Origin of the sequence: Nevskia sp. (assembly GCF_021732705.1) — a bacterium.
Classification (GTDB): domain Bacteria; phylum Pseudomonadota; class Gammaproteobacteria; order Nevskiales; family Nevskiaceae; genus Nevskia.
The window spans coordinates 1-22,331 of sequence record NZ_JAKFUM010000015.1 but is presented as its reverse complement, the minus strand read 5'-3'; the positions used below and the strand labels follow the sequence as shown (position 1 = coordinate 22,331).

The 22,331-nt window shown below is 68.6% G+C and carries 19 protein-coding genes; 8 read left to right on the top strand and 11 right to left on the bottom strand.

Features of this window, described 5'->3' with window-relative positions:
- Positions 1-32: 32 nt before the first annotated feature.
- Both QZ951_RS16460 and QZ951_RS16455 read left to right on the top strand, forming a co-directional pair.
- Positions 33-1,121 carry a hypothetical protein gene (locus QZ951_RS16460; protein ID WP_293002549.1) on the top strand — a complete coding sequence of 363 codons (1,089 nt, stop codon included), beginning with the start codon at positions 33-35 and terminating at the stop codon, positions 1,119-1,121.
- Between the two features lie 109 nt (positions 1,122-1,230).
- Positions 1,231-2,184: an alpha/beta fold hydrolase gene (locus QZ951_RS16455; protein WP_293002546.1), complete on the top strand. Its 954-nt coding sequence runs from the start codon at positions 1,231-1,233 to the stop codon at positions 2,182-2,184.
- Between the two features lie 61 nt (positions 2,185-2,245).
- Here the strand turns inward: QZ951_RS16455 and QZ951_RS16450 are convergent, their stop codons facing one another.
- The 3 genes from QZ951_RS16450 to QZ951_RS16440 all read right to left on the bottom strand — a co-directional run bounded on the left by QZ951_RS16450 (position 2,246) and on the right by QZ951_RS16440 (position 5,544).
- A complete protein-coding gene (locus QZ951_RS16450) occupies positions 2,246-2,932 on the bottom strand; it encodes a hypothetical protein (protein ID WP_293002544.1) in 687 nt (228 codons plus the stop codon).
- 121 nt (positions 2,933-3,053) lie between these two features.
- The gene (locus tag QZ951_RS16445; protein ID WP_293002542.1) at positions 3,054-4,286 is read right to left on the bottom strand and encodes an FAD-binding domain-containing protein; all 1,233 of its coding nucleotides are present in this window, start codon (positions 4,284-4,286) and stop codon (positions 3,054-3,056) included.
- 85 nt (positions 4,287-4,371) lie between these two features.
- Positions 4,372-5,544, bottom strand: a complete 1,173-nt coding sequence (locus QZ951_RS16440) for a benzoate/H(+) symporter BenE family transporter (protein WP_293002540.1) — start codon at positions 5,542-5,544, stop codon at positions 4,372-4,374.
- 216 nt (positions 5,545-5,760) lie between these two features.
- Here QZ951_RS16440 and QZ951_RS16435 point away from each other — a divergent pair, with 216 nt between their 5' ends.
- Together QZ951_RS16435 and QZ951_RS16430 are read left to right on the top strand one after the other, a co-directional pair.
- Positions 5,761-7,590, top strand: coding sequence for an ABC transporter transmembrane domain-containing protein (locus QZ951_RS16435; protein ID WP_293002538.1), 1,830 nt, complete (start codon positions 5,761-5,763; stop codon positions 7,588-7,590).
- Between the two features lie 110 nt (positions 7,591-7,700).
- Positions 7,701-8,528, top strand: a complete 828-nt coding sequence (locus QZ951_RS16430) for a hypothetical protein (RefSeq protein ID WP_293002536.1) — start codon at positions 7,701-7,703, stop codon at positions 8,526-8,528.
- A 45-nt stretch (positions 8,529-8,573) separates the two neighbouring features.
- Here the strand turns inward: QZ951_RS16430 and QZ951_RS16425 are convergent, their stop codons facing one another.
- Both QZ951_RS16425 and QZ951_RS16420 read right to left on the bottom strand, forming a co-directional pair.
- Positions 8,574-8,909 (bottom strand): YciI family protein, encoded by a 336-nt coding sequence (locus tag QZ951_RS16425; RefSeq protein ID WP_293002534.1) that lies wholly within the window; start codon positions 8,907-8,909, stop codon positions 8,574-8,576.
- Positions 8,910-9,064: 155 nt separating this feature from the next.
- Complete coding sequence (locus QZ951_RS16420; RefSeq protein ID WP_293002532.1) at positions 9,065-9,454, bottom strand: hypothetical protein; 390 nt, start codon at positions 9,452-9,454, stop codon at positions 9,065-9,067.
- A gap of 423 nt (positions 9,455-9,877) precedes the next feature.
- Between QZ951_RS16420 and QZ951_RS16415 the strand changes: the two genes are divergently transcribed.
- Entirely contained in the window at positions 9,878-11,080 is a 1,203-nt protein-coding gene (locus QZ951_RS16415) for an ammonium transporter (protein WP_293002530.1), read from the top strand.
- Positions 11,081-11,094: 14 nt separating this feature from the next.
- Here QZ951_RS16415 and QZ951_RS16410 read toward each other — a convergent pair whose 3' ends face one another.
- From QZ951_RS16410 to QZ951_RS16400, 3 genes are read right to left on the bottom strand one after another with little or no spacing between them, the layout of a single operon-like run.
- Positions 11,095-11,826, bottom strand: coding sequence for a Crp/Fnr family transcriptional regulator (locus QZ951_RS16410; protein ID WP_293002528.1), 732 nt, complete (start codon positions 11,824-11,826; stop codon positions 11,095-11,097).
- 13 nt (positions 11,827-11,839) lie between these two features.
- A complete protein-coding gene (locus tag QZ951_RS16405; protein WP_293002526.1) occupies positions 11,840-12,706 on the bottom strand; it encodes a response regulator in 867 nt (288 codons plus the stop codon).
- A complete protein-coding gene (locus QZ951_RS16400; protein WP_293002524.1) occupies positions 12,703-14,412 on the bottom strand; it encodes an ATP-binding protein in 1,710 nt (569 codons plus the stop codon). The genes QZ951_RS16405 and QZ951_RS16400 overlap by 4 nt, the downstream gene beginning before the upstream one ends.
- Positions 14,413-14,714: 302 nt before the next feature.
- Between QZ951_RS16400 and QZ951_RS16395 the strand changes: the two genes are divergently transcribed.
- Positions 14,715-15,191 carry a BLUF domain-containing protein gene (locus QZ951_RS16395; RefSeq protein WP_293002522.1) on the top strand — a complete coding sequence of 159 codons (477 nt, stop codon included), beginning with the start codon at positions 14,715-14,717 and terminating at the stop codon, positions 15,189-15,191.
- Positions 15,192-15,315: 124 nt separating this feature from the next.
- Here QZ951_RS16395 and QZ951_RS16390 read toward each other — a convergent pair whose 3' ends face one another.
- Positions 15,316-17,874, bottom strand: a complete 2,559-nt coding sequence (locus tag QZ951_RS16390; protein ID WP_293002520.1) for a TonB-dependent receptor — start codon at positions 17,872-17,874, stop codon at positions 15,316-15,318.
- A gap of 270 nt (positions 17,875-18,144) precedes the next feature.
- Here QZ951_RS16390 and QZ951_RS16385 point away from each other — a divergent pair, with 270 nt between their 5' ends.
- Entirely contained in the window at positions 18,145-19,566 is a 1,422-nt protein-coding gene (locus tag QZ951_RS16385; protein WP_293002518.1) for a M20/M25/M40 family metallo-hydrolase, read from the top strand.
- A 12-nt stretch (positions 19,567-19,578) separates the two neighbouring features.
- On the opposite strand, the gene QZ951_RS16380 is transcribed toward QZ951_RS16385, so the two are convergent.
- Together QZ951_RS16380 and QZ951_RS16375 are read right to left on the bottom strand one after the other, a co-directional pair.
- The gene (locus QZ951_RS16380; RefSeq protein WP_293002516.1) at positions 19,579-20,412 is read right to left on the bottom strand and encodes an ADYC domain-containing protein; all 834 of its coding nucleotides are present in this window, start codon (positions 20,410-20,412) and stop codon (positions 19,579-19,581) included.
- Positions 20,413-20,514: 102 nt separating this feature from the next.
- Positions 20,515-20,832: a hypothetical protein gene (locus tag QZ951_RS16375; RefSeq protein WP_293002514.1), complete on the bottom strand. Its 318-nt coding sequence runs from the start codon at positions 20,830-20,832 to the stop codon at positions 20,515-20,517.
- 280 nt (positions 20,833-21,112) lie between these two features.
- Between QZ951_RS16375 and QZ951_RS16370 the strand changes: the two genes are divergently transcribed.
- A partial coding sequence (locus tag QZ951_RS16370; RefSeq protein ID WP_293002511.1) for a S8 family serine peptidase occupies positions 21,113-22,331 on the top strand: 1,219 nt, incomplete at its 3' end.

The following is a 22,331-nucleotide window of genomic DNA, read 5'->3' as shown; positions in this document are numbered from 1 at the left end:
ATAAGCTGACGGCGTTCCAGGGAGGGATCGTCATGAAAGTAGGGTTCGGCCGCTCATTCAAGCTGGCACCTCCGCAGTATCTGATCTACGCCGACCTCTGGGCCCTCGTGAACCAGGCGCGGCCGGTCGCGACCATGCCTGTCGGGCTTGGAACCTACGACCGGCCCTACATGCCGCTCGGCATTGCCGACTGGTTCTGGCTCTCGCAGCAGCCGGTCGGGCCGTCGACGGTCTACGTCAAGGTCGCCAATCGCCTGATCGCGAAATGGGGCGCGGACGCGGGCCATTTGAAAAGCTACACGTCGGATGTCACCGACGTGCCAAAGGAACTGCTGCACAACGACGTGAAAGGGGCGACCAGAAAGGTCGTCGACGACAACGAGAAAGCCGACGCGGACCGCGGCTACGACGTCAAGAAGGAGCCGGTCTACACCCGCAAGGCCCGACGGGTCGAGAAGGTCTACGCCTCGGCCGCCACGATGGCCCGGCAACTGCTGTGGGGCCACGACAGCGGCGACGACGATGCCGTCGAACTCGCGAACACGATGGCCGGCTTGCTGATCAGCGAAGGCGGGATCGATCGCGACGCGTCCAAGGGCGGCGTGTTCATGACCAGCTTCATGCTGCTCGACCTGATCGAACGGCAGGTGCCCTACGGCCAGAACGGACAGCGCTACACCTGGGCTTCGATGCTGATGCACGCCGGACGGCCTGATCAGCCGGCCCCCAACGAGATTCCGGGCCGCAAACCGAAGCCAGGCGATCAGCGCGTGGGCCGGGTCGCCAAGCACCCGATGGCAGGTCTGGGCACGGTCCAGATGGGCAAGACCATCTCGCAGAACACGGCGAACGAAGCGCGCAACCGCATCGTTTCGATCGCCACCGCGTGGCTTGCGAACTATCTTGCCGAGAAGGACGACGACAAGTCCTTCGAATACTTCTACGTCCGCAGCGTCAAGCGCGACATCACGCAGAAGACCGCTTCGGTGCTCAAGCCCTACGAGCATCTGCGTCAGCTCAGCCTGCTGGCGATGCAGACGCGCGCCGTGTCCACGGCCTGCCTGCTGCGTGGCGATCGCGGCGCGACACTGAAGTACCGCGACGTGGCGGTCTGGAAGTAGCTCACTGTCGCCGACGGCACGTCGACCGGGCCATCGCCGCGCTCGCGACCGCGCGTGACCCCGCTACCATGGCGCTCGAACTCTCCCCTTCGGTGCCGCCTTGCTGCTGATGATCCTCGTCAAAGCCTTCCTCGCGCTGCTGGCGCTGACCCTGCTGGTCTACGCCGGCCTGTACTTCTTCGCGCCGGTGAAGCTGGCCGACACCGCGCTGAGCCTCGAACGGATGCGCGCCGGCCTGCAGCGCTCGCAGACCGATATCCCCGGCTTCGGCATCGTCTATCTCGAAGGCGGCCCGGCCGACGCGCCGCCGGTGCTGCTGCTGCACGGCATCGGGGCCGACAAGGACAACTGGACCCGGGTCGCCGCGTTCCTGACGAAGCGCTATCGGGTCTACGCCGTCGATCTCCCCGGCTTCGGCGAAAGCGGCAAGCCGGCCGATGCCCGCTATCGCGTGGCCGATCAGGTCGAGCGCGTCGCGCAGATCGCGAAGGCGCTGAAGATCGAGCGTTTTCATCTCGGCGGCAATTCGATGGGCGGCTGGATCGCGGCGGCCTACGCGATCGCCCATCCGGAACAGGTGCGCAGCCTGTGGCTGCTCGATCCGGCCGGGGTTTTCGGGGCCGACGACAGCGAGATGGTGAAGCTGATGGCGGCCGGCCTGCCGGTGCCACTGTTCGCGCGCAGCGAAGCGGATTTCGGCCGCGTGCTGCACTTCGTGATGCAGAAGCCGCCGTTCATTCCAGCGCCGGTTCGCGCGGTGCTGGCGCGGCGGCAGATCGCGAACCTCACGCTCAACGAGTTCATCTTCACCGAGATCCGCGAGCAGTCCGGCGCGCTCGATGCCTCGCTCGCCGCGTTGCAGCCGCCGCTGCCCACCCCGACGCTGATCGTCTGGGGCGAGCAGGACCGCGTGCTGCATGTCAGCGGTGCCGCGATCCTGCAGCGCCTGCTGCCGAATTCGCAGCTGCAGCGGCTGCCGGCCATCGGGCATCTGCCGATGCTCGAAGCCCCGGGCGCGGTGACGCGGGCCTATCTCGCGTTTCTCGACACGCTGCCACCGTGACCCGCGACCGCCGTCCGCCGGCCCCGGCGGACGGTGATCCTCGACAAGCCGTGCGCGCGCTTCAGTGCACCCGCGCCCCGGCCATCTTCTCGATGCCGTCGCGGTAGTAATCGAAGCGCATCGCCAGCTGCGCGAACACCGGCTTCAGGCCGAAGGTGTCGGCCAGTTCGTGCTTCGCGGCCGATGCGTAATGCGTGCGGCTCATGTTGCAGTAGTAGTCGAGCCCGAGCGGCCGGTTGAAGAAGCGGCGGCGGTGCTCGATCCACGGCGCGCACCAGCCGGCGAGGAACAGCGCGTAGTTGCCGATCTGGCTCAGCACCAGAAAGCGCCGCTCGTGGCCGGCATTCGCCGCCTCCTGCACCAGATCGACCAGATAGTCGTAATCCTGCGCGTCGCCGTGCTGTACCCGGTGCAGGCGCTCGTTCGACGAGAACAGCGCCAGCAGGTTCGACAGGTAGTGGATCGTGCGGCGCTCGCCGGCGTCGCGACGGCCAGCCAGCGCCCGGCGCAGCATCACGTTGAAGTACAGCTTCGGCGAAACATCGACCCAGGCCGCCGCCGGGTCGAGCATCGCGTCCTGCACGTAACGGCTTTCAAGCAGCGATTCGAGCGTGCTCGGCTGCTCGATCACCCGGCGCGCGGCTTCCACCGCATCGGTCCCCGGCACCGGGAAATGCTCGAACAGGAACAGCAGGTCCTTCTGCTCCAGCGCGGATGTGCCGAACTGCGCGAAATCGGGAGATTGCATGACGTCCTCCGGAACAAGTGCCTGCCCGGAATCATGCAAATCCTGCGCCCGATTTCAACTGTCCTTCGTCAAAAACTCCTGTTAGCACAGTGACTTGGCGGCTGCTAACGGCGAGCGCCGGTCACGGTACCTGCAGCTCCGCCAGCACCGGCCGGATCTTCTCGCGCAGCTGGAAGAAGCCCTTCGCGGCATGCGGCCAGAACGCGCTGTCCCAGTCCCGGCGGACCTGTACCAGCGCGATGCCGTCGGCCTTGAGCTGCTTGCCGAAGGCGCGCAGCGCGTCGGCCGCGGGGCCGACCGGCGCGTAGGCTGTCACCACCTGCTGCACGCCGTGATCGGCCAGCCAGCGATGGCGATCCGCCGGACGGACGCGGCCGGCCGGCAAGGACCAGTGACTCGCCGCGCGGGCCATCCCGTCATCGAGCGCTGACTCGGTGTAGCGGATCACCGGCTCGGCGACCGGGTGCCACGAGCGGGTCTCCGGCGACACATCGCCGCCGATCGCGACAATGTCGGTCACCGGCGCGATCGGCCAGCTTTCGGCATGCAGGTCTTCCTCGGTCAGCCACAGCGCGGTGCGCAGGCCGGCCTTCGGCAGCGGCAGCTCGCCGATGCGGCCGGCGGCGGGAATCTCGTCCGGCGGCAGCGGCAGCGCATCCTCGTTCAGCGCGCCTTTCGGCCAGTAGCGGTTGCCGGTGTACTTCTGGATGTTGTCCGGCCGCGCCAGATAGTGCTTGCCGCGCGTCTGCAGTCCGGCCACCCAGCGCCAGCTCAGCGTGTTCGAGGCCGGATCGCCGTCGAGCAGGTGGCGATAGAAGAAGTCGGCACCGAGCTGCCACGGCAGGTTCAGCGTGAAGATCCAGATCGACGCGAACCACATCCGCACGTGGTTGTGCAGGTAGCCGGTCGCGATCAGCTCGCGCGTCCAGTCATCGAAGCAGGCGATGCCGGTGTTGCCGTCGACCGCCGCCTGCCAGCGCTTGCGGATCGGCCGGTCGACGCCATCGCCGTCGCCGACCTTCGCGTGCCAGCCGACCAGCGACGCCTGATAGTCGCGCCAGACCTGCGGCCGCAGTTCCAGCCAGCCCTTCCAGTACGTGCGCCAGCAGACTTCCTGCACGAACTTTTCGCTGGTCGAGAAGGCATAGCGGCCGAGCGTGGCGGCGACGATCTCCTGCTCGGTGATCAGGCGATGGCGGACCGCCGGCGACAGCATCGACACGTTGTCGCGCAGGCCGGTGGCCGGGTTCGGGCCGCGATCGGCGTTGCGTTCGTTGGCGTAGACGCTGCCGGTGCTCGGCAGGAAGTCGCGCAGGCGCGCGAGCGCGGCGGCGCGGGTCGGGGTGAAGGTCATGGCGGTGCGAAACCGGGCGAAAAGTGGGACCGCACTGTAATCGCTTGCGGCCCGCGCCGGTGCGGGCGCGGCGGTCGGGTCGCGATCAGCGCAGACGCCCGCGCAGCACGGCCATCGCCAGCGCGCCGGCCACCAGCCCCCAGAACGCCGAGCCGACGCCGACGTAGCTGACACCGCTCGCCGTCACCAGAAAGGTCACCAGCGCCGGCTCGCGGTGGCGCTCGTCGGCCACGGCCCCGGCCAGTCCGCTGCCGATGGTGCCGAGCAGCGCCAGCCCGGCAATCACCAGCACCAGCTCGCGCGGAAACGCGGCGAACACCGCGGCCACCGTCGCCCCGAACACGCCGACGACGCAGTAGATGACGCCGGCCGAGATCGACGCCGTGTAGCGCTTGGCCGGGTCCTCGTGCGCCTCGCGGCCCATGCAGATCGCCGCCGTGATCGCCGCCAGATTCAGCGCGAACGCGCCGAACGGCGCCAGCACCAGATTCACCGTGCCGATCCAGCCAATCACCGGCGACACCGGGGCCGAATAGCCGGACGCCCGCAGCACCGACAGCCCCGGAATGTTCTGCGAGGCCATCGTCACCACGAACAGCGGAATCGCGATGCTGACCAGCGCCTGCAGGCTGAACGCGGGCGTCGTCCAGGTGGGCATTGCCAGCGCCAGATGCAGGCCCTCGACCTTCAGCAAGCCTTCGTAACCGGCCACCGTGATGCCGACCGCCAGCGTCGCCACCACGGCGTAGCGCGGCTGCAGCCGGCGCATCGCCAGATACACCGCGAACATCGCGAAGCCCATCGCGAACTGCTGCTGCATCGCGGTGAACAGGTCGATGCCGAAGCGCAGCAGGATGCCGGCGAGCATCGCCGACGCCAGCGCCACCGGTATGCGGCTGATCACGCGCTCGAACGCGCCGGAAAAGCCGGCCAGCGCCATCAGCGCCGCCGACACGGTGAACGCCCCGATCGCCTCGTCCAGCCGCACCCCGGCCGCCGCGGTGACCAGCATCGCCGCACCGGGCGTCGACCACGCCGTGACCACCGGCACCCGGTAGCGCAGCGACAGGCCGATGCAGGTGATGCCCATGCCCCAGCCCAGTGCCCACATCCACGAGCCGATTTCCGCCGGCGAGGCCCCGAGCCCCTGCGCCGCCTGAAACACGACGACGGCCGAGCTCGTGAAGCCGACCAGCACCGTCACGAAGCCCGCGACGACCGCCGGCAGCGAAAAATCTTTCAGGAAGGACAAGGACATGGCGCAGTGTACGAAACCGGTAGCTGCGCAAAGCGGGATTCGTGCCGAGGCGAGTCCTGTCGTGGCTGGAGCGGCGCGACTCCCACCATTCGTTCATCAATCACGTTCGTCATTCCCGCGCAGGCGGGAATCCAGCGGTTCGCCCGCGCGCCTCGCCGCACAAACCCACATTTTGACCCGCCACTTACAATAGACGACCCCCGCCTGACGTCCCCGATGAACGCCTCCGTGTCCCCCACCTCCGGTTCGTCCTCCGCTGCCAGCGGCACGCCCGTCGATGACGCAGTCACCAGCCCGCCGCCGAAGCGGAAGCTGTCGTCGCTCGCCGGTCTGCGGCCGTTCCTGGCCCCGTATCGCGGACGCATCGCCATCGCGTTCGTGCTGCTGTGCATCAGCTCGGCCGCGCTGCTGATCGTGCCGATCGCGTTCCGCGACCTGATCGACAAGGGCTTCGTCACCCACGCCACCTCCGGCGACATCAACGGCCACTTCCTGGCCCTGGCCGGCATCGCGCTGTTCTGGGCGCTGTCGACCGCCGGCCGCTTCTACTTCGTCAGCTGGATCGGCGAACGGGTGACCGCCGACATCCGCAGCGCGGTCTACCGCTCGATGCTGTCGCAGTCCCCGGCGTACTTCGAAACCACCCGTACCGGCGAAGTGCTGTCGCGCCTGACCGGCGACACCACCGTGGTGCAGACCGTGGTCGGCTCGACCATCTCGATGGGCCTGCGCAGCGCGTTCCAGTTCGCCGGCGGCATGGTCATGCTCGCGGTCACGAGCCTGAAACTGTTCGCGATCACCGTGGCGATGCTGGTGGCCGTGGTGCTGCCGCTGGTGGCGATCGGCCGCGCAGTGAAGAAGCTGTCCCGCGAATCGCAGGACCGCATTGCCGATACCTCCGCCGTGGCCGGCGAAATCCTGAACGCGATCCCGACCGTGCAGGCCTTCACCCAGGAGCGCTGGGAAGCCCGCCGCTACGACGAAACGGTCGAAGGCAGCTTCACCGCCGCGATCCGCCGCACCCGCCTGCGCGCGACGATGACGGCGGCGCTCATCGGCGGCGTCTTCGGTGCCATCGTCTTCGTGCTGTGGCTCGGTGCGCAGTCGGTCGTCGCCGGCACGATGACCGCGGGCACCCTCGCCTCGTTCGTGCTGTACGCGGTGCTCACCGCCGGCTCGGTCGGCGTGATCGCCGAAGTCTGGGGCGATGTCATGCGCGCCGCCGGCGCCACCGAGCGCCTCGTCGAACTGCTGACCGCGGAACCGGAGATCCGCGCGCCGGCCAGCCCGGCGGCGCTGCCGCCGGCGCAGAAGGCCAGCGTCAGCTTCAGCCACCTGAACTTCCGCTACCCGTCGCGGCCGGAAACCCGGGCGCTGGACGACATCACGCTCGACATCGCCGAAGGCGAAACCGTGGCGCTGGTCGGCCCGAGTGGCGCCGGCAAGACCACGCTGTTCCAACTGCTGCTGCGCTTCTACGATGCCGAAAGCGGCAGCATCCGCTTCAACGGCGTGGACATCCGCACACTCGATCCGCAGACCTTGCGCGCCCGCATCGGCATCGTTCCGCAGGACGCGGTGATCTTCTCGGCCGATGCTTACGCCAACATCCGCTACGGCAACACCGACGCCACCGATGACGAAGTGCGCGCCGCCGCCCGCACCGCCCGCGCCGACGAATTCCTCGACCGCCTGCCGGATGGCTACCGGACCTTCCTCGGCGAGCGCGGCGTGCGCCTGTCCGGCGGCCAGCGCCAGCGCATCGCGATTGCCCGCGCCATCCTCAAGAACCCGCCGCTGCTGCTGCTCGACGAAGCCACGAGCGCGCTGGACGCCGAAAGCGAGCAGCACGTGCAGCGCGGGCTCGAAGCGGCGATGCAGAACCGCACGACCTTGATCATCGCGCATCGTCTGGCCACGGTTCAGCGTGCCGATCGCATCGTGGTGATGGACGCCGGCCGCATCGTCGAGATCGGCACGCCGGCCACCCTGATGCAGAGCGGCGGCCTGTATTCGCGGCTGGCGAGCCTGCAGCTGCTGGCCTGAAGCCGGGCGAGTGCGGCCTGTGCCGGCATTCCGGACTGGGACGGATTGACGACGTTCCGGCCATGCCCGGCATTCGCAAGACTGTCGGCATCCGGCTTTGGAGAACTCGAATGCCTGTCGCCGCTTGGAGGACCCGGCGCGCCACCGCCGTCGGCACTGTCGCGACGTGGACCGCGACGTGGATCGCGATCGTGCTGCTCACGCCCGCGGCCTGGGCTGTCGACCCCTGGGTTCATCTCGGCGCGACCAGCCCGGGACGGGAGGAAGCGGCGGTCGAGGCCTGGATTGCCGAAGCCACCGAGATCCTGAAATCGCCGGCCTTCGAACAGAACCTGCGCGCGCTGCCCTCGTCCATCCAGCGCATCTACCTCAGGGCCGGTGACTTGGGCTCGCGCGACGACCTCGCCAACATCGTCACGCTGAAGCGCGCCGGGCTGCGCGACGTGCCGAGCCCGCTCGCGCTGGTCGGCGGCACCTACGACGCGACCGCCACCGCTGGCTGGACCGGCGATCCGTTTGGAGACGGCGACTCGTCGACATCGGTGAGCCTCGGCCGTGCGCACCTGAAGCGCTGGCTGTCGGGCAATGCGGTGACGCGCTCCTGCGCGATCAACACGATGAGCCATGAGCTGTCGCACCTGATCAGCACCGACGCCGTGCAGCTTCATCACGCGCTGACGGACACCAAGCAGACCGCACCGGCCGGCGCGGTGCAGGCCATCGGCAGCTACCTCGTCGGCACCACCGCGCAATGCACGTGGCTGGCGAAGCACATGCGCATCAAGCCGCAGGACGTGACGGCCTGCGTTGCCGTGTTCGGTACGCTGAACTTCAACAGCGATCGCTGCGAACAGTTCGATGACAGCGAGCCGGTCGTCGAGCGCACCGGGCTGTACCCGCCCGCGCCGCCGGCGTGGAAGGATCAGGGCGGCCACTGATCCCGCTCGCCCGGCCAACGGCAGCGAGACCGCCCGACGGCGCCATCAGAAGAACGGCCTGACCTCCACCGGCGTCCGACAGGCCAACGCCGCTTTCCGTCCCCACGCCAGCGCGGCGTCGAGGTCGGCGACGTCGAGAATCCAGAAGCCGCCGACGTATTCCTGCGTCCGCAGATACGGACCATCGCTGACCCGCGCCTGCCCGTCGTCACCGGCTCGGATCGATCGTGCCGCCGCCGGCGGCCGCAGCCCGCCTGCAAACAGGCGCACGCCGGCCGCGACCATCTCGTCGTTCAGCGCATCAATGTCGCGCATCGTCGCGTCGTCCGCGACGGGCGGATCGAAGTCGAGCGGATGGTGGATGGCAATCCAGTACTGCATCGCGGAATCTCCGGTCGCGTGGCGGCCCGCAGGCCAGCCGATGGTCGTGTGGTCATGATGACGACGAATGGCGAACGCGGATTTCGACGCGACGCGGTCAGGCTTCCTGCCGGTCGAGCGTTACCGTCGGCCGCGACGCGGCGGGCGCCTTCGAGTCAATGCAGGCGTGTGGCGGCGGCAGCAGTGTCCAGACAGCCCTTCACCAGCGCCACCAGCACGATCGCGCCGATCAGCCGCCGCCAGGTCAGCCGCCGCCAGGTCAGCCACTGGCTGAGGCCGACGAACAGGTCGCTGATCAGCAGGATGATGTCGAACACCTGATCGGATGCGCCCTTGCGTTCCGACGGAGCCTTGGCGGCAGCCTGACGGGCATCTTGGTCTTTCAGCAGCCGCAACAGGTCTTGCGGTGCGTCTTCGGGTGGTGCGATGCCGCGCTCGGCGTCATCGAGCTTGCGGCCGTCGCGGTAGAACAGCGGTGGGGCTGGCGGGGCAACCGGGCGTTCCGGCGTCGGCGAGCGGCGGGATCGATCGATTGTGCGGGCCATGACGGAATGTTCGGCGGCGGTCGGTTCGGCCGTCAATCGGGCGGCAATCGGGCGGCTCGTGCAAGCGATGACGGCGACCGGTGCTGCGCCGGATGGTGCCCGATCCGGCTGGCCTGTCGTCGAGTCGCATCGACGGCGTCGGCGGCGCGGCGTGATCGCGATCTCGCGCCGCGATGGCAGGGCCCGCAGACCACCGGGCACTGGAACCCGCGGATCGAATGCCTGTCCCAGCGGCGCCGATGTCCGGCCGACGTGCCGCCGAAATCCGACGCGAACGCCTCGTTTCGGCGCATGACCTGCGGCATCCAACGCGTCGTCTGCACCGCGGTGGCGCGGGACATGCCGCATTCAGCGCGGTTTTGGCGATAATGCGCGCCGCGTGCACAGGGATGGCCGCTCCAGTCCACTCAAGAGACCATTTCAGTGCACGACATCAAGACGCCCGCAGACGTCCTGTTCATTCTGCTTGGCGCGATCATGATCCTCGCCATGCATGCCGGCTTCGCGTTCCTCGAACTGGGCACCGTGCGGCGCAAGAATCAGGTCAATGCGCTGGTCAAGATCCTGTGCGATTTCGGTGTGTCGACGCTCGCCTACTTCGTCATCGGCTACCTGATTGCCTACGGCGAAACCTTCTTCGTGCCGGCCGCGGAGCTGGCGGCGAACAGCGGCTTCGGGCTGACCAAGTTCTTCTTCCTGCTGACGTTCGCGGCTGCGGTGCCGGCGATCATTTCCGGCGGCATTGCCGAGCGCACGCGCTTCTACCCGCAGCTGGCCGGCACTTTCCTGATCGTCGCGCTGGTCTATCCGCTGTTCGAGCGCATCGCGTGGAACGGCGGCTTCGGCGTGCAGGACTGGCTGCTGGCGACGTTCGGCGCCAACTTCCATGACTTCGCCGGCTCGGTCGTGGTGCATGCGGTCGGCGGCTGGATCGCGCTGGCAGCGGTGCTGGTGCTCGGCGCGCGGCGGGGCCGCTACGGCAATTCCGGCGAGATTTCCGCGCATCCGCCTTCGAGCATTCCGTTCCTGGCGCTCGGGGCCTGGATCCTGATCGTCGGCTGGTTCGGCTTCAACGTGATGAGTGCGCAGACCCTGGACAAGATCAGCGGCCTCGTCGCGATGAACTCGCTGATGGCGATGGTCGGCGGCACGCTCGTCGCGCTGGTCATGGGCCGCAACGATCCGGGCTTCGTCCACAACGGGCCGCTCGCCGGGCTGGTCGCGGTCTGCGCGGGTTCGGACGTGATGCATCCGCTCGGCGCGCTGGCCACGGGGGCGGTCGCTGGCGGCCTGTTCGTCTACCTGTTCACCTTGACCCAGAACCGCTGGAAGATCGATGACGTGCTCGGCGTCTGGCCGCTGCATGGGCTGTGCGGCGCCTGGGGCGGCGTTGCTGCCGGCCTCTTCGGTGGCACGGCGCTGGGCGGGCTCGGCGGCGTCAGCCTCGGCGCGCAGTTGGTCGGCACCGCGCTCGGCATCGTCATCGCGCTGGCCGGCGGCTTCATCGTCTACGGCGGATTGAAGGCGGCGATGGGGCTGCGCCTGACGCCGGAAGAGGAATTCAACGGCGCCGACCTGAGCATCCACAAGATCGCGTCGACGCCGGATCGCGAGTCGTACTGGTAAGCGGCGGTCGCGCCTCAGCGTGCGCGGTAGCCCGCCAGCAGGCGCTTGACCTCGTCCTTGACCACGCCGTAGCACTCGCAGCTGCCGGTTTCGAGCCGTGCGCGGTCCTGCACCGAGATGTGGCCGCGGCGATAGCTGATGATGCCGGCGCGCTGCAGTCGGCCGGCGGCTTCGGTCACGCCTTCGCGGCGCACGCCAAGGGCGTTGGCGACCAGTTCCTGCGTCACCACCAGTTCGCCGGTGACGCCGCGATCGAGCATCGCCAGCAGCCACCGGCACAACTGCTGCTCGATGCTGTGGCCGCGGTTGCAGACCGCCGTCTGGGCCACCTGCGTGACCAGCACCTGGGTGTAGCGCAGAAGCAGTCGCTGGAACTCCGGCGACTCGACGAACATCTCCTTCAGCACGCGGCCCGGCACGCGGTAGGCGTGTCCGGCGGTCTGCACCACCGACGTGCTGACGGTGGTGTTGCCGCCCAGCAGCAGCGGCATGCCGACCAGTCCCTCGTTGCCGATGCTGGCCTGCTCGGCCGATGCGCCGGACGCGAGGATGTAGACCAGCGAGACGATCGCCGTCGTCGGGAAATAGCCGTAGCGCAGTTCGCGGCCGGGTTCATGAACGGTTTCGCCCAGCCGCATCGGCAGCCATTCCAGATGCGGCGCGAGGCGCGAGCAATCCTGCGCAGGCAGCAGGGCCAGCAGGCCGTTGTGCCGCGCCGGATCGCGGGGTTGATGGAGGTCGCGCACGAGTCGGCGGGGGCTAGCGGTGGCTGGTGAGTTCGACGCCAATGCCCCGGTAGCCGATGAACTGGCAGGCCCGGTTGAACATCGGCTCACCGCTGACCTGGTATTTGCGCAGCGCGCCGCTGGCGTCGTGCCGGCTGTAGACGAAATCGATGAACGGCTCGCGGGCGTCGATCTTTTCGCGCAGCTCCGAGCGCTCGGTCTCGTTCCAGCCCGCGCCGGCATCGACACCGGCCACCCCATCGGCTGGCTGCATCGGTGACGCGCCGGGCGGCGTGTCCGCGTCGACCAGTGCCGCAACCCGGATGCCGAGCATTTCCAGCACCGGGCCGGACACCTTGGTGAAGCGGCCCGCCGCGTCCTGCTCCCAGTACCAGTCGGAGGCCAGCTCGGTCAGGCTGCGGTAGCGCGCCTCGCTTTCGCGCAGCTCCGCGGTGCGCTCGGCCACCAGCAGTTCCAGCGTCGCGTTGTGCGCCTCCAGCTTCCGGTACAGCAGCCGCACCTCCAGCATGTTGCGGATGCGCGTTCGGACTTCCGCCAGATCGAACGGCTTGCTGATGAAATCCTTCGCGCCGCTCATCAGGGCCCGCAGCTTGTGCCCGGGCTGCGCGGTGAGCACGACCACCGGCAGGTAATCGTCGCCGAGGCTGGCCTTCAGGGCCGCCATCACCTGGAAGCCGTCCATGTCCGGCATCTGCAGATCGAGCAGGATCAGGTCGTAGCCGATGCGCCGGTGCAGTTCGCAGACATCGGACGGGCGGCTGGTGGCGGTCACGCGCGTGAACCCGGACTGGCCGAGCAATTCCTGCAGCAGGTCGATGTTCGACTTCTGATCGTCGACGATCAGGATGTTGGACTGCAGCAACTCGGCTTCGGTGATCATGGGCTGTCCATGACGGGCAACGTCGGGTGGAGACGCAGGGCGTTGCGCTGGATGCCGGCATCGAGTGCGTCCATGAAGGCGTCGATCCGGATCGGCTTGGCCAGAAAGCGGAAGAAGCCGGCTTGCAGCCCTTTCTCGATCGCCGCCGGAATGCTCTGCGTGGTCAGCGCGATCACCGGAACTCGGGCCGTGATCGGATCGTCCGCCAGCGCCCGCAGCGAGCGCAGGCCGCTGGCGGCGAGCCGGTCGATGTTCATCAGGATCAGGTCCGGACGATACGTACGGGCGATCTCGATGCCGCAGGTGCTGTCGGTGGCGGTGATCAGGCCGACGTCGGATCGGCGCGCCACCAGCTCGTGCACCAGCAGGACATCGGCGGCGATGTCTTCGATGTACAGCAGGGTGCAGCGCCGGGTTTCGATGAAGCGGTCGGACGCCGGGGAGACCGGCGGTGCCTGCCGCTGCGCGACAATCGTCGACGCCGTGGCCGGATCGGGCAGCGCATCCGGTTCCAGCGCGAGATCGATCGAGAAGCAGCTGCCGACGCCGACTTCGCTGTGCACGGTGATGGCGCCGCCCATCAGCTCGACCAGTCGCCTGCACAGCACCAGGCCGATGCCGGTGCCCTCCTCGCTGCCGCTTTCCTGGCCCAGCCGGTTGAACGGCTGGAACAGCTGATCGCGCTTCGACGGGCTCAGGCCTTCGCCGGTGTCCTGCACGCCGATGCGGATCAGCCGATCGTCGACGACGCAGCAGGTCACGGTCACCGTGCCGCCGTGGCGGTTGTACTTGATCGCGTTCGACAGCAGGTTGATCAGCACCTGCTTCAGGCGCGTGTGGTCGGCGCGGACCAGATGCGCCTTGTCGAACTTCGGGTAGAACACGCGCACGGCACGCTTGCGCGCATGCTGCTCGACGATGGCATGGCATTCGTACAGCACCTCGAACAGCGACACCGGCTCCAGGTTCAAGGTCACCGTGCCGGATTCGACCACGGCCAGATCCAGCACTTCGTTGATCAGCTTCAGCAGATACCAGCCGGCCTTCAGGATCTGGTCGATGCTGCGCCCCTGTGTCGCGCTCGGTGGCGGCTGGCCGGATTCCAGCAACTGCGCGAAGCCGAGGATGGCGCCGAGCGGCGTGCGCAGCTCGTGGCTCATGCTCGACAGGAATTCCGATTTCGCCAGGCTGGCGCGCTCGGCCAGCACGCGGGCGGCCACCAGTTCCGCTTCGGCGCGCTTGCGTTCGGTGTTGTCGGCGCCGATCAGCAGATAGCCGATGATCGTCTCGTCCTCGCCGCGCAGGGCAGTGATCGACACCAGCGCCGGAAACGGCAGGCCATCGCGGCCGATGTAGGTCAGCTCGTGGATGTCCTCGATGCCGCGCGAAGCCTTGTAGGCCAGCGCCTCGAAGCCCGGCGCGATCTCGGTGCCGTACTCGGCGCTCAACGCGATCGCGCGAGCTTTGGCCTCTTCCGGATCCTGGATTTCGCTCGGCGTGATCCGGTTGATGACTTCGCCGGCCGGATAGCCGAGCAGACGCTCGGCACCGACGTTGAACAACTGGATGATGCCGCGCTCGTCGGTCGCGATGATCGGGAACGTGGCGCTGGACAGGATCGCGCGCTGCAGGGCACCGGATTTCAGCAGGGCCGCTTCATGCTCGCCGGAAGTCCAGACCGGCGGGTCGATGCGGGGAGTCGTCATGGGAACTGGCATCGGCGGGGGCTTCGGATTCCGGTCGGCACGGCAACGCCCATCCGCGCACGATGGCATCGGCTTGCGTCGCCGGCTGGGCACTGGTTTGGCGGAAGCGGCGTACGAGACTAGCGGGGCGTGTCGCGCACTTCTGTACGGTATCGAACACAACGGGAATCATCGTCCGCGCCGCAAATCAGGCGTCTAATCGCTGCGAATGACGCTGTTCACGCAGGGCGTGGCGGCGCCATCGCGGAGACCGAGCCGGCGATCCGTTCGGCGATGGCAGCACAGACGACGAGGAGATGCCAATGCTTTCGCAACTAATCTACGCCAGTCAGGCGGTGCACCCGATGAACGAGGACGAACTGGCCGATCTGCTGATCGCGGCCCGCCGGCACAACGCCCACGCCGGGCTTTCCGGCATGCTGCTGTATGCCAACGGCAGCTTCCTCCAGATCCTCGAAGGAGAACGGGAAGCGCTCGATTCGCTCTATGCACGCATCGTTGGCGACTCGCGCCATACCCGCCTGCGCCTGCTCAGCCGGGCACCGATCGAACACCGCAAGTTCACGCAGTGGTCGATGGGTTTCGAGGCGCTGAGCGACACCCGCCTGACGCAGGTGTTGCCGGGCTTCGTGCCGGCCACGCCGTATCCACTGGTCAACCCGGATCTGATCCGCAACGGCACCGTCGCCGAAGTGCTGCTCGACCTGTATCAGCGCAACAGCGATGCACCGGGTGCCACCACGGGCGCGGCGGTCCCGGTGTCGACCGATGCCGCCTGAACGCCGTCAGCGCGCATCGGCACGCGCAGCGCGACCGGTGCAGCCGGATGCGCGGACGCCGGGCGGGCCCTGAACCGCCAGCCCTTCCGCGGGCCGGCCACGACGGCCGACCCGCGGGCGTGACTCAGCGCTTGCCGCCGAACGAGTAGCGCACGCCGGCGATCACGTAGCGCGGCGCGCCCGGCGCGTAGAACGTGGCATGGCGGACCGGACGATCGCCGTTGGCATCGGCCGGGAACGGTCGACCTTCGAGGTTGCCGGCGTCGTTGAAACCGGTGGCACCGAGCTGTGCCGCGGTGCTGTAGCGCTGGTCCAGCAGGTTGTTGACCTGCACGAACAGCTTGATGCCCGCGGCCGGCCGGAACTCGGTGTTCAGGTTGACCACGGCATAACCAGCGCTGCGGCCCGGGCCGAGGTAGTAGACGCCGTCCGCTTCGTGCTCGCCGTTCTCGTTGCCGCGGGCAAGCGAGCCACCGACGGCGGTGACATCGGCGCCGATCGACCACCAGCGGAACAGGTCGACATCGGTGAACACCTTCAGGATCTGCCGCGGCACCAGCGGGATGCGATCGCCGCGGCCGACCTCGATCGTGCCCTCGACGCCCGGAAAGCCGTCTTCGGCGGCTTCGTTGCTCGAATTCGACGAGCCATCGAGCACTTCGCTGCTGCGGTAGGTGGCGTCGAGGAAGGTGTAGTTGAAGCCGAGCGTCAGGCGATCGAAGAACTGGCCGCTGGCACCGGCTTCGACGCCCTGGCGGCGGGTCTTGCCGAAGTTGCGGAAGTAGCCGAAGCCGGCGGCATCGTCGGCGACGAACAGCAAGTCGTCCCGGTTGTCGGAGCGGAAGACGCCGGCGTTCCACTGGTAGCGGCCCGGCACCGAGCCGCGCACGCCGGCCTCGATCGTGGTGGTGACCACCTGATCCAGCGGCGGATCGCCGGCAAACGAGTTCGGCAGCCGGCACGGATTGGCCGGGTCGGCGCAACCGAGTTCGATCGACGACGGCGCACGGCTGCCCTGATTCCAGCCGGCGTACAGGTTCAGCGCGCGCAGCGGCGACCACGTGAGGCCGACGGCCGGATTGAAGCGGCTGAAGCTCTGCTTGCCATCGAGCGAGCCGGGCTCGCCGCCGGGAATGATGCCGTCGCGGTTGCGGATGCGGGTGTGGTTGTAGCGGCCCGAGGCTGTCAGATCGAGCCCTTCGGTCAGCGTCAGGATGGTGGTCAGGTAGGCGCTGTAGGTGTTCGAGCGGCCCGCCAGATCGACCCGGGTGTCGTACGGCTCGCCATCGACATCGCCGCCGGTCACGCCGTCGCCGAACGCGCCGACGCCGGTGATCGAGCGATCCGGATTGAGGTAGCCGAGTTCGGACGACTGATCGAACTGGCTGCGGCTCAGGTCCACCGCCACGCCGGCGACGCTCTGGTGGCGAATGCCGAACGCGGCGCCGTCGAGATTGAGCTGCGTCGCGAAGCCATAGTTGCTTTGCCTGGTCGCGGTCTGGTTGATGACGCCGGTGCATGTCTCGGCCGGCTCGTCGCGCAGCAGGGCATTGGCGATGCAGCGCCAGAACGGGAATGGCGCATTGCCGGCGTTCTCGCCGGCCAGCGGAAAGCCGGTGAAGCCGGCGGCGGCGAGCGCGGCGCGCTCGGCGGCGTTCGGCTGGTACAGCGCCTGATCGAACGAATCGTCGTTGATGTCGCCGTTGAAGGTCTTGGTCCTGATGTGCCGGTAATAGGCGTTGCCGGTCAGGCTCAGCCCCTCGCTCAGGCCCTGGCTGAACGCCTGGTTGACGAACCACGAACGGTTCTTGGTGTTGTCCGGCTTGGTGTAGACGCTGGCACGGTCGCGGGCCAGGAAGCGCTGCTCCTGCAGGCCGTTGCCGTTCAGATCGGTATCGGCATAGGCGACGGTCAGCGACAGGTCGGTGTCGTCCCGCTTCCAGCCGACCTTGCCGAAGAGCTGGCCGACGTCGGTCGGCGATTCTTCGCGCCAGCCGTCATCGTGGAAGACGTTGCCGGTCAGGAACCAGTTCAGGCCGCTGGCCTTGTCGCTGCCGCCGGCCTCCACTTCCAGCGAGGCGCGGCCGAAGGTGCCGCCCTGCAGCTGCACCGAGCTGCCGGGATCGCGCAGGCCGTTCTTGGTCTGCACCGACAGCGCGCCGCCGAGCGAATTGAGGCCGTACAGCGGGTTCGAGCCGGGAACCAGCGTGATCGCCGATATCGCCGATTTCGGGATCAGATCCCAGCTGACGACGTCGCCGAACGGCTGGTTCAGGCGCACGCCGTCGAGATAGACCGACAGGCCCTGCTGCGTGCCGAGCAGCGGCGACGCGGTGTAGCCGCGGTAGTTCACGTCCGGCTGGAACGGATTGTTCTGGATCTCGTTGACGAAAACGCTGCCGAGGCGGCGATTCAGGTATTCGGTCAGATCGATCGCATGGCTGTCGGCGATGTCCGTCGCGGTGGCCGACTGCACATTGCCGGGAATCCGGTCGCGATCGACCGCCAGCCCGGGCAGCGGCGTGATGCCGATGACGGTGACCGGTGCCAGCTGCGTCAGCGGCGCGAGGCTGCCGGCCTCGTCGTCCTGCGCGGCGTGCGCGAGCAGCGGGCCGGCGCCGAGCATCGGCAGGATCGCGAGCACGATCGGGCGCAGGCGCAGGCCCGTCGGGGTGGTGGACATCGGAACGTCTCCTCGTGTTGGTTCTTGTTTTTCGGCGGCGGTCTGACGCCGCTCGCCGCGGATACTGACCGGACGCGATGCAGGACGGAACATCGCGCCGCTCGGGACCACATCGGAAAGATAGACAAGTCGAATCGGGCTGCCATATGGGCAAAGTTCCCGATGCCGTCGCGACCGGCGCTGGCACGCCGGCTGCGTCGCCCGCTCGCCCGACGCTGGCCGCCCCGCGTTACGCTCGCGCCTCTCCCGCCCGTTCCGATGGAAGCTCCGATGACTCGCCTCGTTCGTCAAGCCGCGCTGCACTGCGCGCCGCTGCTGCTCGCCGTGCCCGCGCTGGCCGCCACCCCGACGCCGGACGAAACCGCCTTCCGCGGCCTGTACCGGGAACTGGTGGAGATCGACACGACCCTGTCGAACGGCAGCTGCACCCGCGCCGCGGAAGCGATGGCCGCGCGCCTGAAGGCGGCCGGCTTTGCCGAAGCCGACCTGCAGATCATCGCCCCACCGGAGCGGCCGAAGGATGGCGCGCTGATCGCCACGCTCCCCGGCAGCGACAAGGCCGCGTTGCCGATCCTGCTGCTAGCGCATATCGATGTGGTCGAAGCCCGGCGCGAGGACTGGCAGCGCGACCCGTTCACGCTGGTCGAGGAAGACGGCTTCTTCTACGCCCGCGGCGCCAGCGACGACAAGGCGATGGCGGCGGTGTTCACCGACAGCCTGATCCGCTTCAAGACCAGCGGCTTCAAGCCGCGCCGCGGCCTCAAGCTGGCGCTGACCTGCGGCGAGGAGACCGCGGAAACCTTCAACAGCGTGCGCTGGCTGCTGGACACGAAGCCCGAGGTGCTGAAGGCCGCCTTCGCGCTGAACGAGGGCGCCGGCGGCGAGCTCGATGCCAGCGGCAAGCCGGCGGTGCTGCAGATCCAGGCCGGCGAAAAGGTCTATCAGGACTTCACGCTGGAGATCACCAACGCCGGCGGTCACAGCTCGCGCCCGGTGCCGGACAACGCCATCTACCGCCTGAGTGCCGCGCTGACCCGGTTCTCCGGCTATCGCTTTCCGGCCGCATTCAACGCCGCGACGCGCGGCTATTTCGAAGCGCAGTCGAAGCTGGTGCCGGCCGACGCGGCGGCGGCGATGAAGGCGGTGCTGGCCAATCCGGCCGATCCGGCGGCGAGCGACACGCTGTGGAAGCTGAACCCGGGCTGGAACAGCATGCTGCGCACGACCTGCGTCGCGACCAAGGTCGACGCCGGCCATGCCCTGAACGCCCTGCCGCAGCGCGCCCGCGCCAACATCAACTGCCGCATCCTGCCGGGCACGCCGATCGACGCGGTGCGGAAGACCATCGAGCAGCAGCTCGGCGATGCCGGCATCACCGTCACTCCGGCGGGCGAGAAGGCCGTGGTCGGCCCGCCCCCGCCGCTGTCTGCGGCGATTCTCGATCCGGTGCGCAGCATCGGGGCCTCGATCTGGCCCGAGGCGGTGCTGGTGCCGACGATGTCGACCGGCGCCACCGACAGCCGCTTCCTGAACGCCGCCGGCATTCCGAGCTACGGCCTGTCCGGCATGTTCCACGACGCCGAAGGCAGCCACGCCCACGGGCTCGACGAGCGCATCCGGGTGAAGTCGCTGCTGGACGGCCGCCGCTTCCTGCACGACGTGGTCAAGGCCTACGCGCTGCAGAAGGGCTGAGTCCGCGCACGGCTACGGCGACGGCAATTCGCGCGAGTGGTTGAACATCCGCGCGCCGAGCGCGCGGGCCGTGTCTTCCGTGCACAGCGGCACGGCCGCCAGCCGCGGACAGCGCGCCTCGAGCTGCGCGGTGGTCGTGAGGTCCGACCATCGCGTGTGCGCCACGCAGACCGCGCCCGCAGCCGTCCAGCCGGCTTCGAAGGTGTGCCGGGGGTCGTCGCGCAGGCCGCGGGTCTGGATGCCGAGATCGTCGTAGTTGTCGATCACCGTGCCTTCCTTGGTCCACGGCGTGCCATCGCCGCAGTAGTCGGCGCGGACCATGCGCATGCAGGCCGCGTGCAGCGGCAGCAGGTCTTCGCCGTTCGGTCCGCGCCGCCACGGCGGGTAGCCGAAGCGCGCGCACTTGACCACGGCTCCGGACGCGCAGCTGATCGTGATCCGCCCTTCACGGCCGGGATGGCCTTCCGGCAGCGATACCGGAAAGCCCCAGCGCTCGCCGTAGGCATTCGGCGTGCAGGTCGGCCGCCAGCCGCCATGGTCGTCCGGGGACTGGAAATCGTGGCGCAGGATGTCCGGGTGATCCGGGTCCGGCGTGATCGATGCCAGCCGCACCGGCGCCACCTGCCCGTCTGCCAGCGCCAGTTCGAGCGTGGCGCCCGCCAGTTCGTTGCCGCGCAGCACGCGACCCTCCGGCAGCGTCAGGGCGAAGCCGCTGCCTTCGACCACCAGGTTCGACCGATCCGCCGCTGACGCAGCCGACGCCGGCGTGCGCTGATCGCGGCAGGCACCCAGCATCGTCAGGCCCATCGCGAGGCCGAGCCCCGCCACCATCCGGGTCGCGTTCATCGCGGGCGCTCCACGGTCAGGTTCGACGACACAGCCGGAGACGGCCGGCGCCACGCGCACTGCAACGCTGCCCGCACGACACGGCGCGAAAGCCGCGAGGTCTCAGCGCACCGGCACCGTGAGGCCGTTCGGCAGGGTCACCGACACGACCCGGCCCGTCTGGGTGCCATGTGCGGCCGCCCCCTGCAGTATCGGCCCCTGCAGCAGGGGGCCCTGGACGATGGGACCTTGGATGACGGGACCCTGCAGGATCGGGCCCTGAAGGATCGGGCCCTGAAAGATCGGACCGTTCAGGATCGGGCCATTGAGCTTGATGCCGCCGCAACCCACGCAGGCATTGGCAGACGTCGACAGCACGGCGACGCCGAGTGCCACGGCAGGGAACAGACGGGTACGGACGAAGGATGGGATCGTGGTCATGGCAGTACTCCGAGGCAGGCTCGATCGGCGTATCCGGTCGATGGAGACAGCCTGCGCGCCGCCGGTATCACGATGATGTCTTCGGGCTGACACATGATGTCAGCGCGGTTTTGCGTGCCGCTCGCACGTGCGCCGGCTCGGTGCCCGGTGCCGTTGCCGTGGTCCAGATTGTTCATTGCGACCGGCGGTAGCGCGAACCCCCGCAGGCGGTCGCGCCTGCGATCAAGCCACGCACGGCGCGGCCGATATCAAGGGATCACCCTGATTCCGGACTCGCGCGATGAAACTTCCTGGCCATCGTCTCGGACTGCTGTCGTCGGCCCTCGTGGCTGCCGCCAGCGTCACATTTCCGTCGCCATTCGCGCTGGCCGCATCAGGCCTTGACGGCTCGCCGTCATACGGCGTGCTGAAACGCGGCGCCGCGCGACCGTCGCAACTGATCGTCCGTTTCGAGGACGATGCCAGCGCTTCCGTTGCCAGCCTTCGTGCAGGTTCGGTGCCAGCACCCGATGCCCGCAGCCGCGTCAGTGCGCTTGCCGCACTCACCGCGCGTCCGCTGAGCCTGTTGCGCACGCTCGGCAGCGGTGCGCTGCTGGTCGACGCCGGTGGCGATCTCGACGACACCGCGCTCGAGGAGCTGGCCGCGCAGATTCGCCGCAACGCCCCGCCCGGCCTGCTGCGCATCGAACCGGATCGCGTGTTCCAGCCGGTGCTGACGCCGAACGATCCCCAGTTGCCGAATCTCTGGGGCCTGGCCGGGCCGGCGCAGAGCTACGGCATCGCCGGCATCAACGCGTTCACCGCATGGGACCGCAGCACCGGCAGCGGCGCGGTCGTCGGCATCATCGACACCGGCTACCGGCCGCATGCCGACCTTGCCGGTCAGGTCGTCGCGCAGTACGACTTCATCAGCGATGCCACCAGCGCCAACGACGGCAACGGCCGCGATGCCGATGCCAGCGATCCGGGCGATTTCCGCGTCTCCGGCTCCTGCGGCAACGCCGGCAGCTCGAACAGCAGCTGGCACGGCACGCACGTCGCCGGCACCATCGCCGCGCTCGGCAACAACGCGCTCGGCGTCACCGGTGCCGCGTTCGGCGCCAAGCTGGTGATCGCCCGTGTGCTCGGCCGCTGCGGCGGCATGACCTCGGACATCGCCGACGCGATCATCTGGGCCTCCGGCGGCACCGTGGCCAATGTGCCGGCCAATCCGCAGCCGGCACGGGTGCTGAACATGAGCCTCGGCGGCGGTTATCCGTGCTCGGCCTCGCCGGAGCTGCAGAACGCGATCAACAGCGCGCGCAGCCGCAACACCACGGTCGTGGTCGCGGCCGGCAACTCGAACAGCGATGCCGCGAACTTCTCGCCGGCCAGCTGCAGCGGCGTGATCTCGGTGGCGTCGATCGGCGATGGCGGCAGTCGCGCGCCGTACTCGAACTACGGCACCGGCGTCGACATCGCCGCACCCGGCGGCGACATGAGCCGCGGCAGCACGCTCG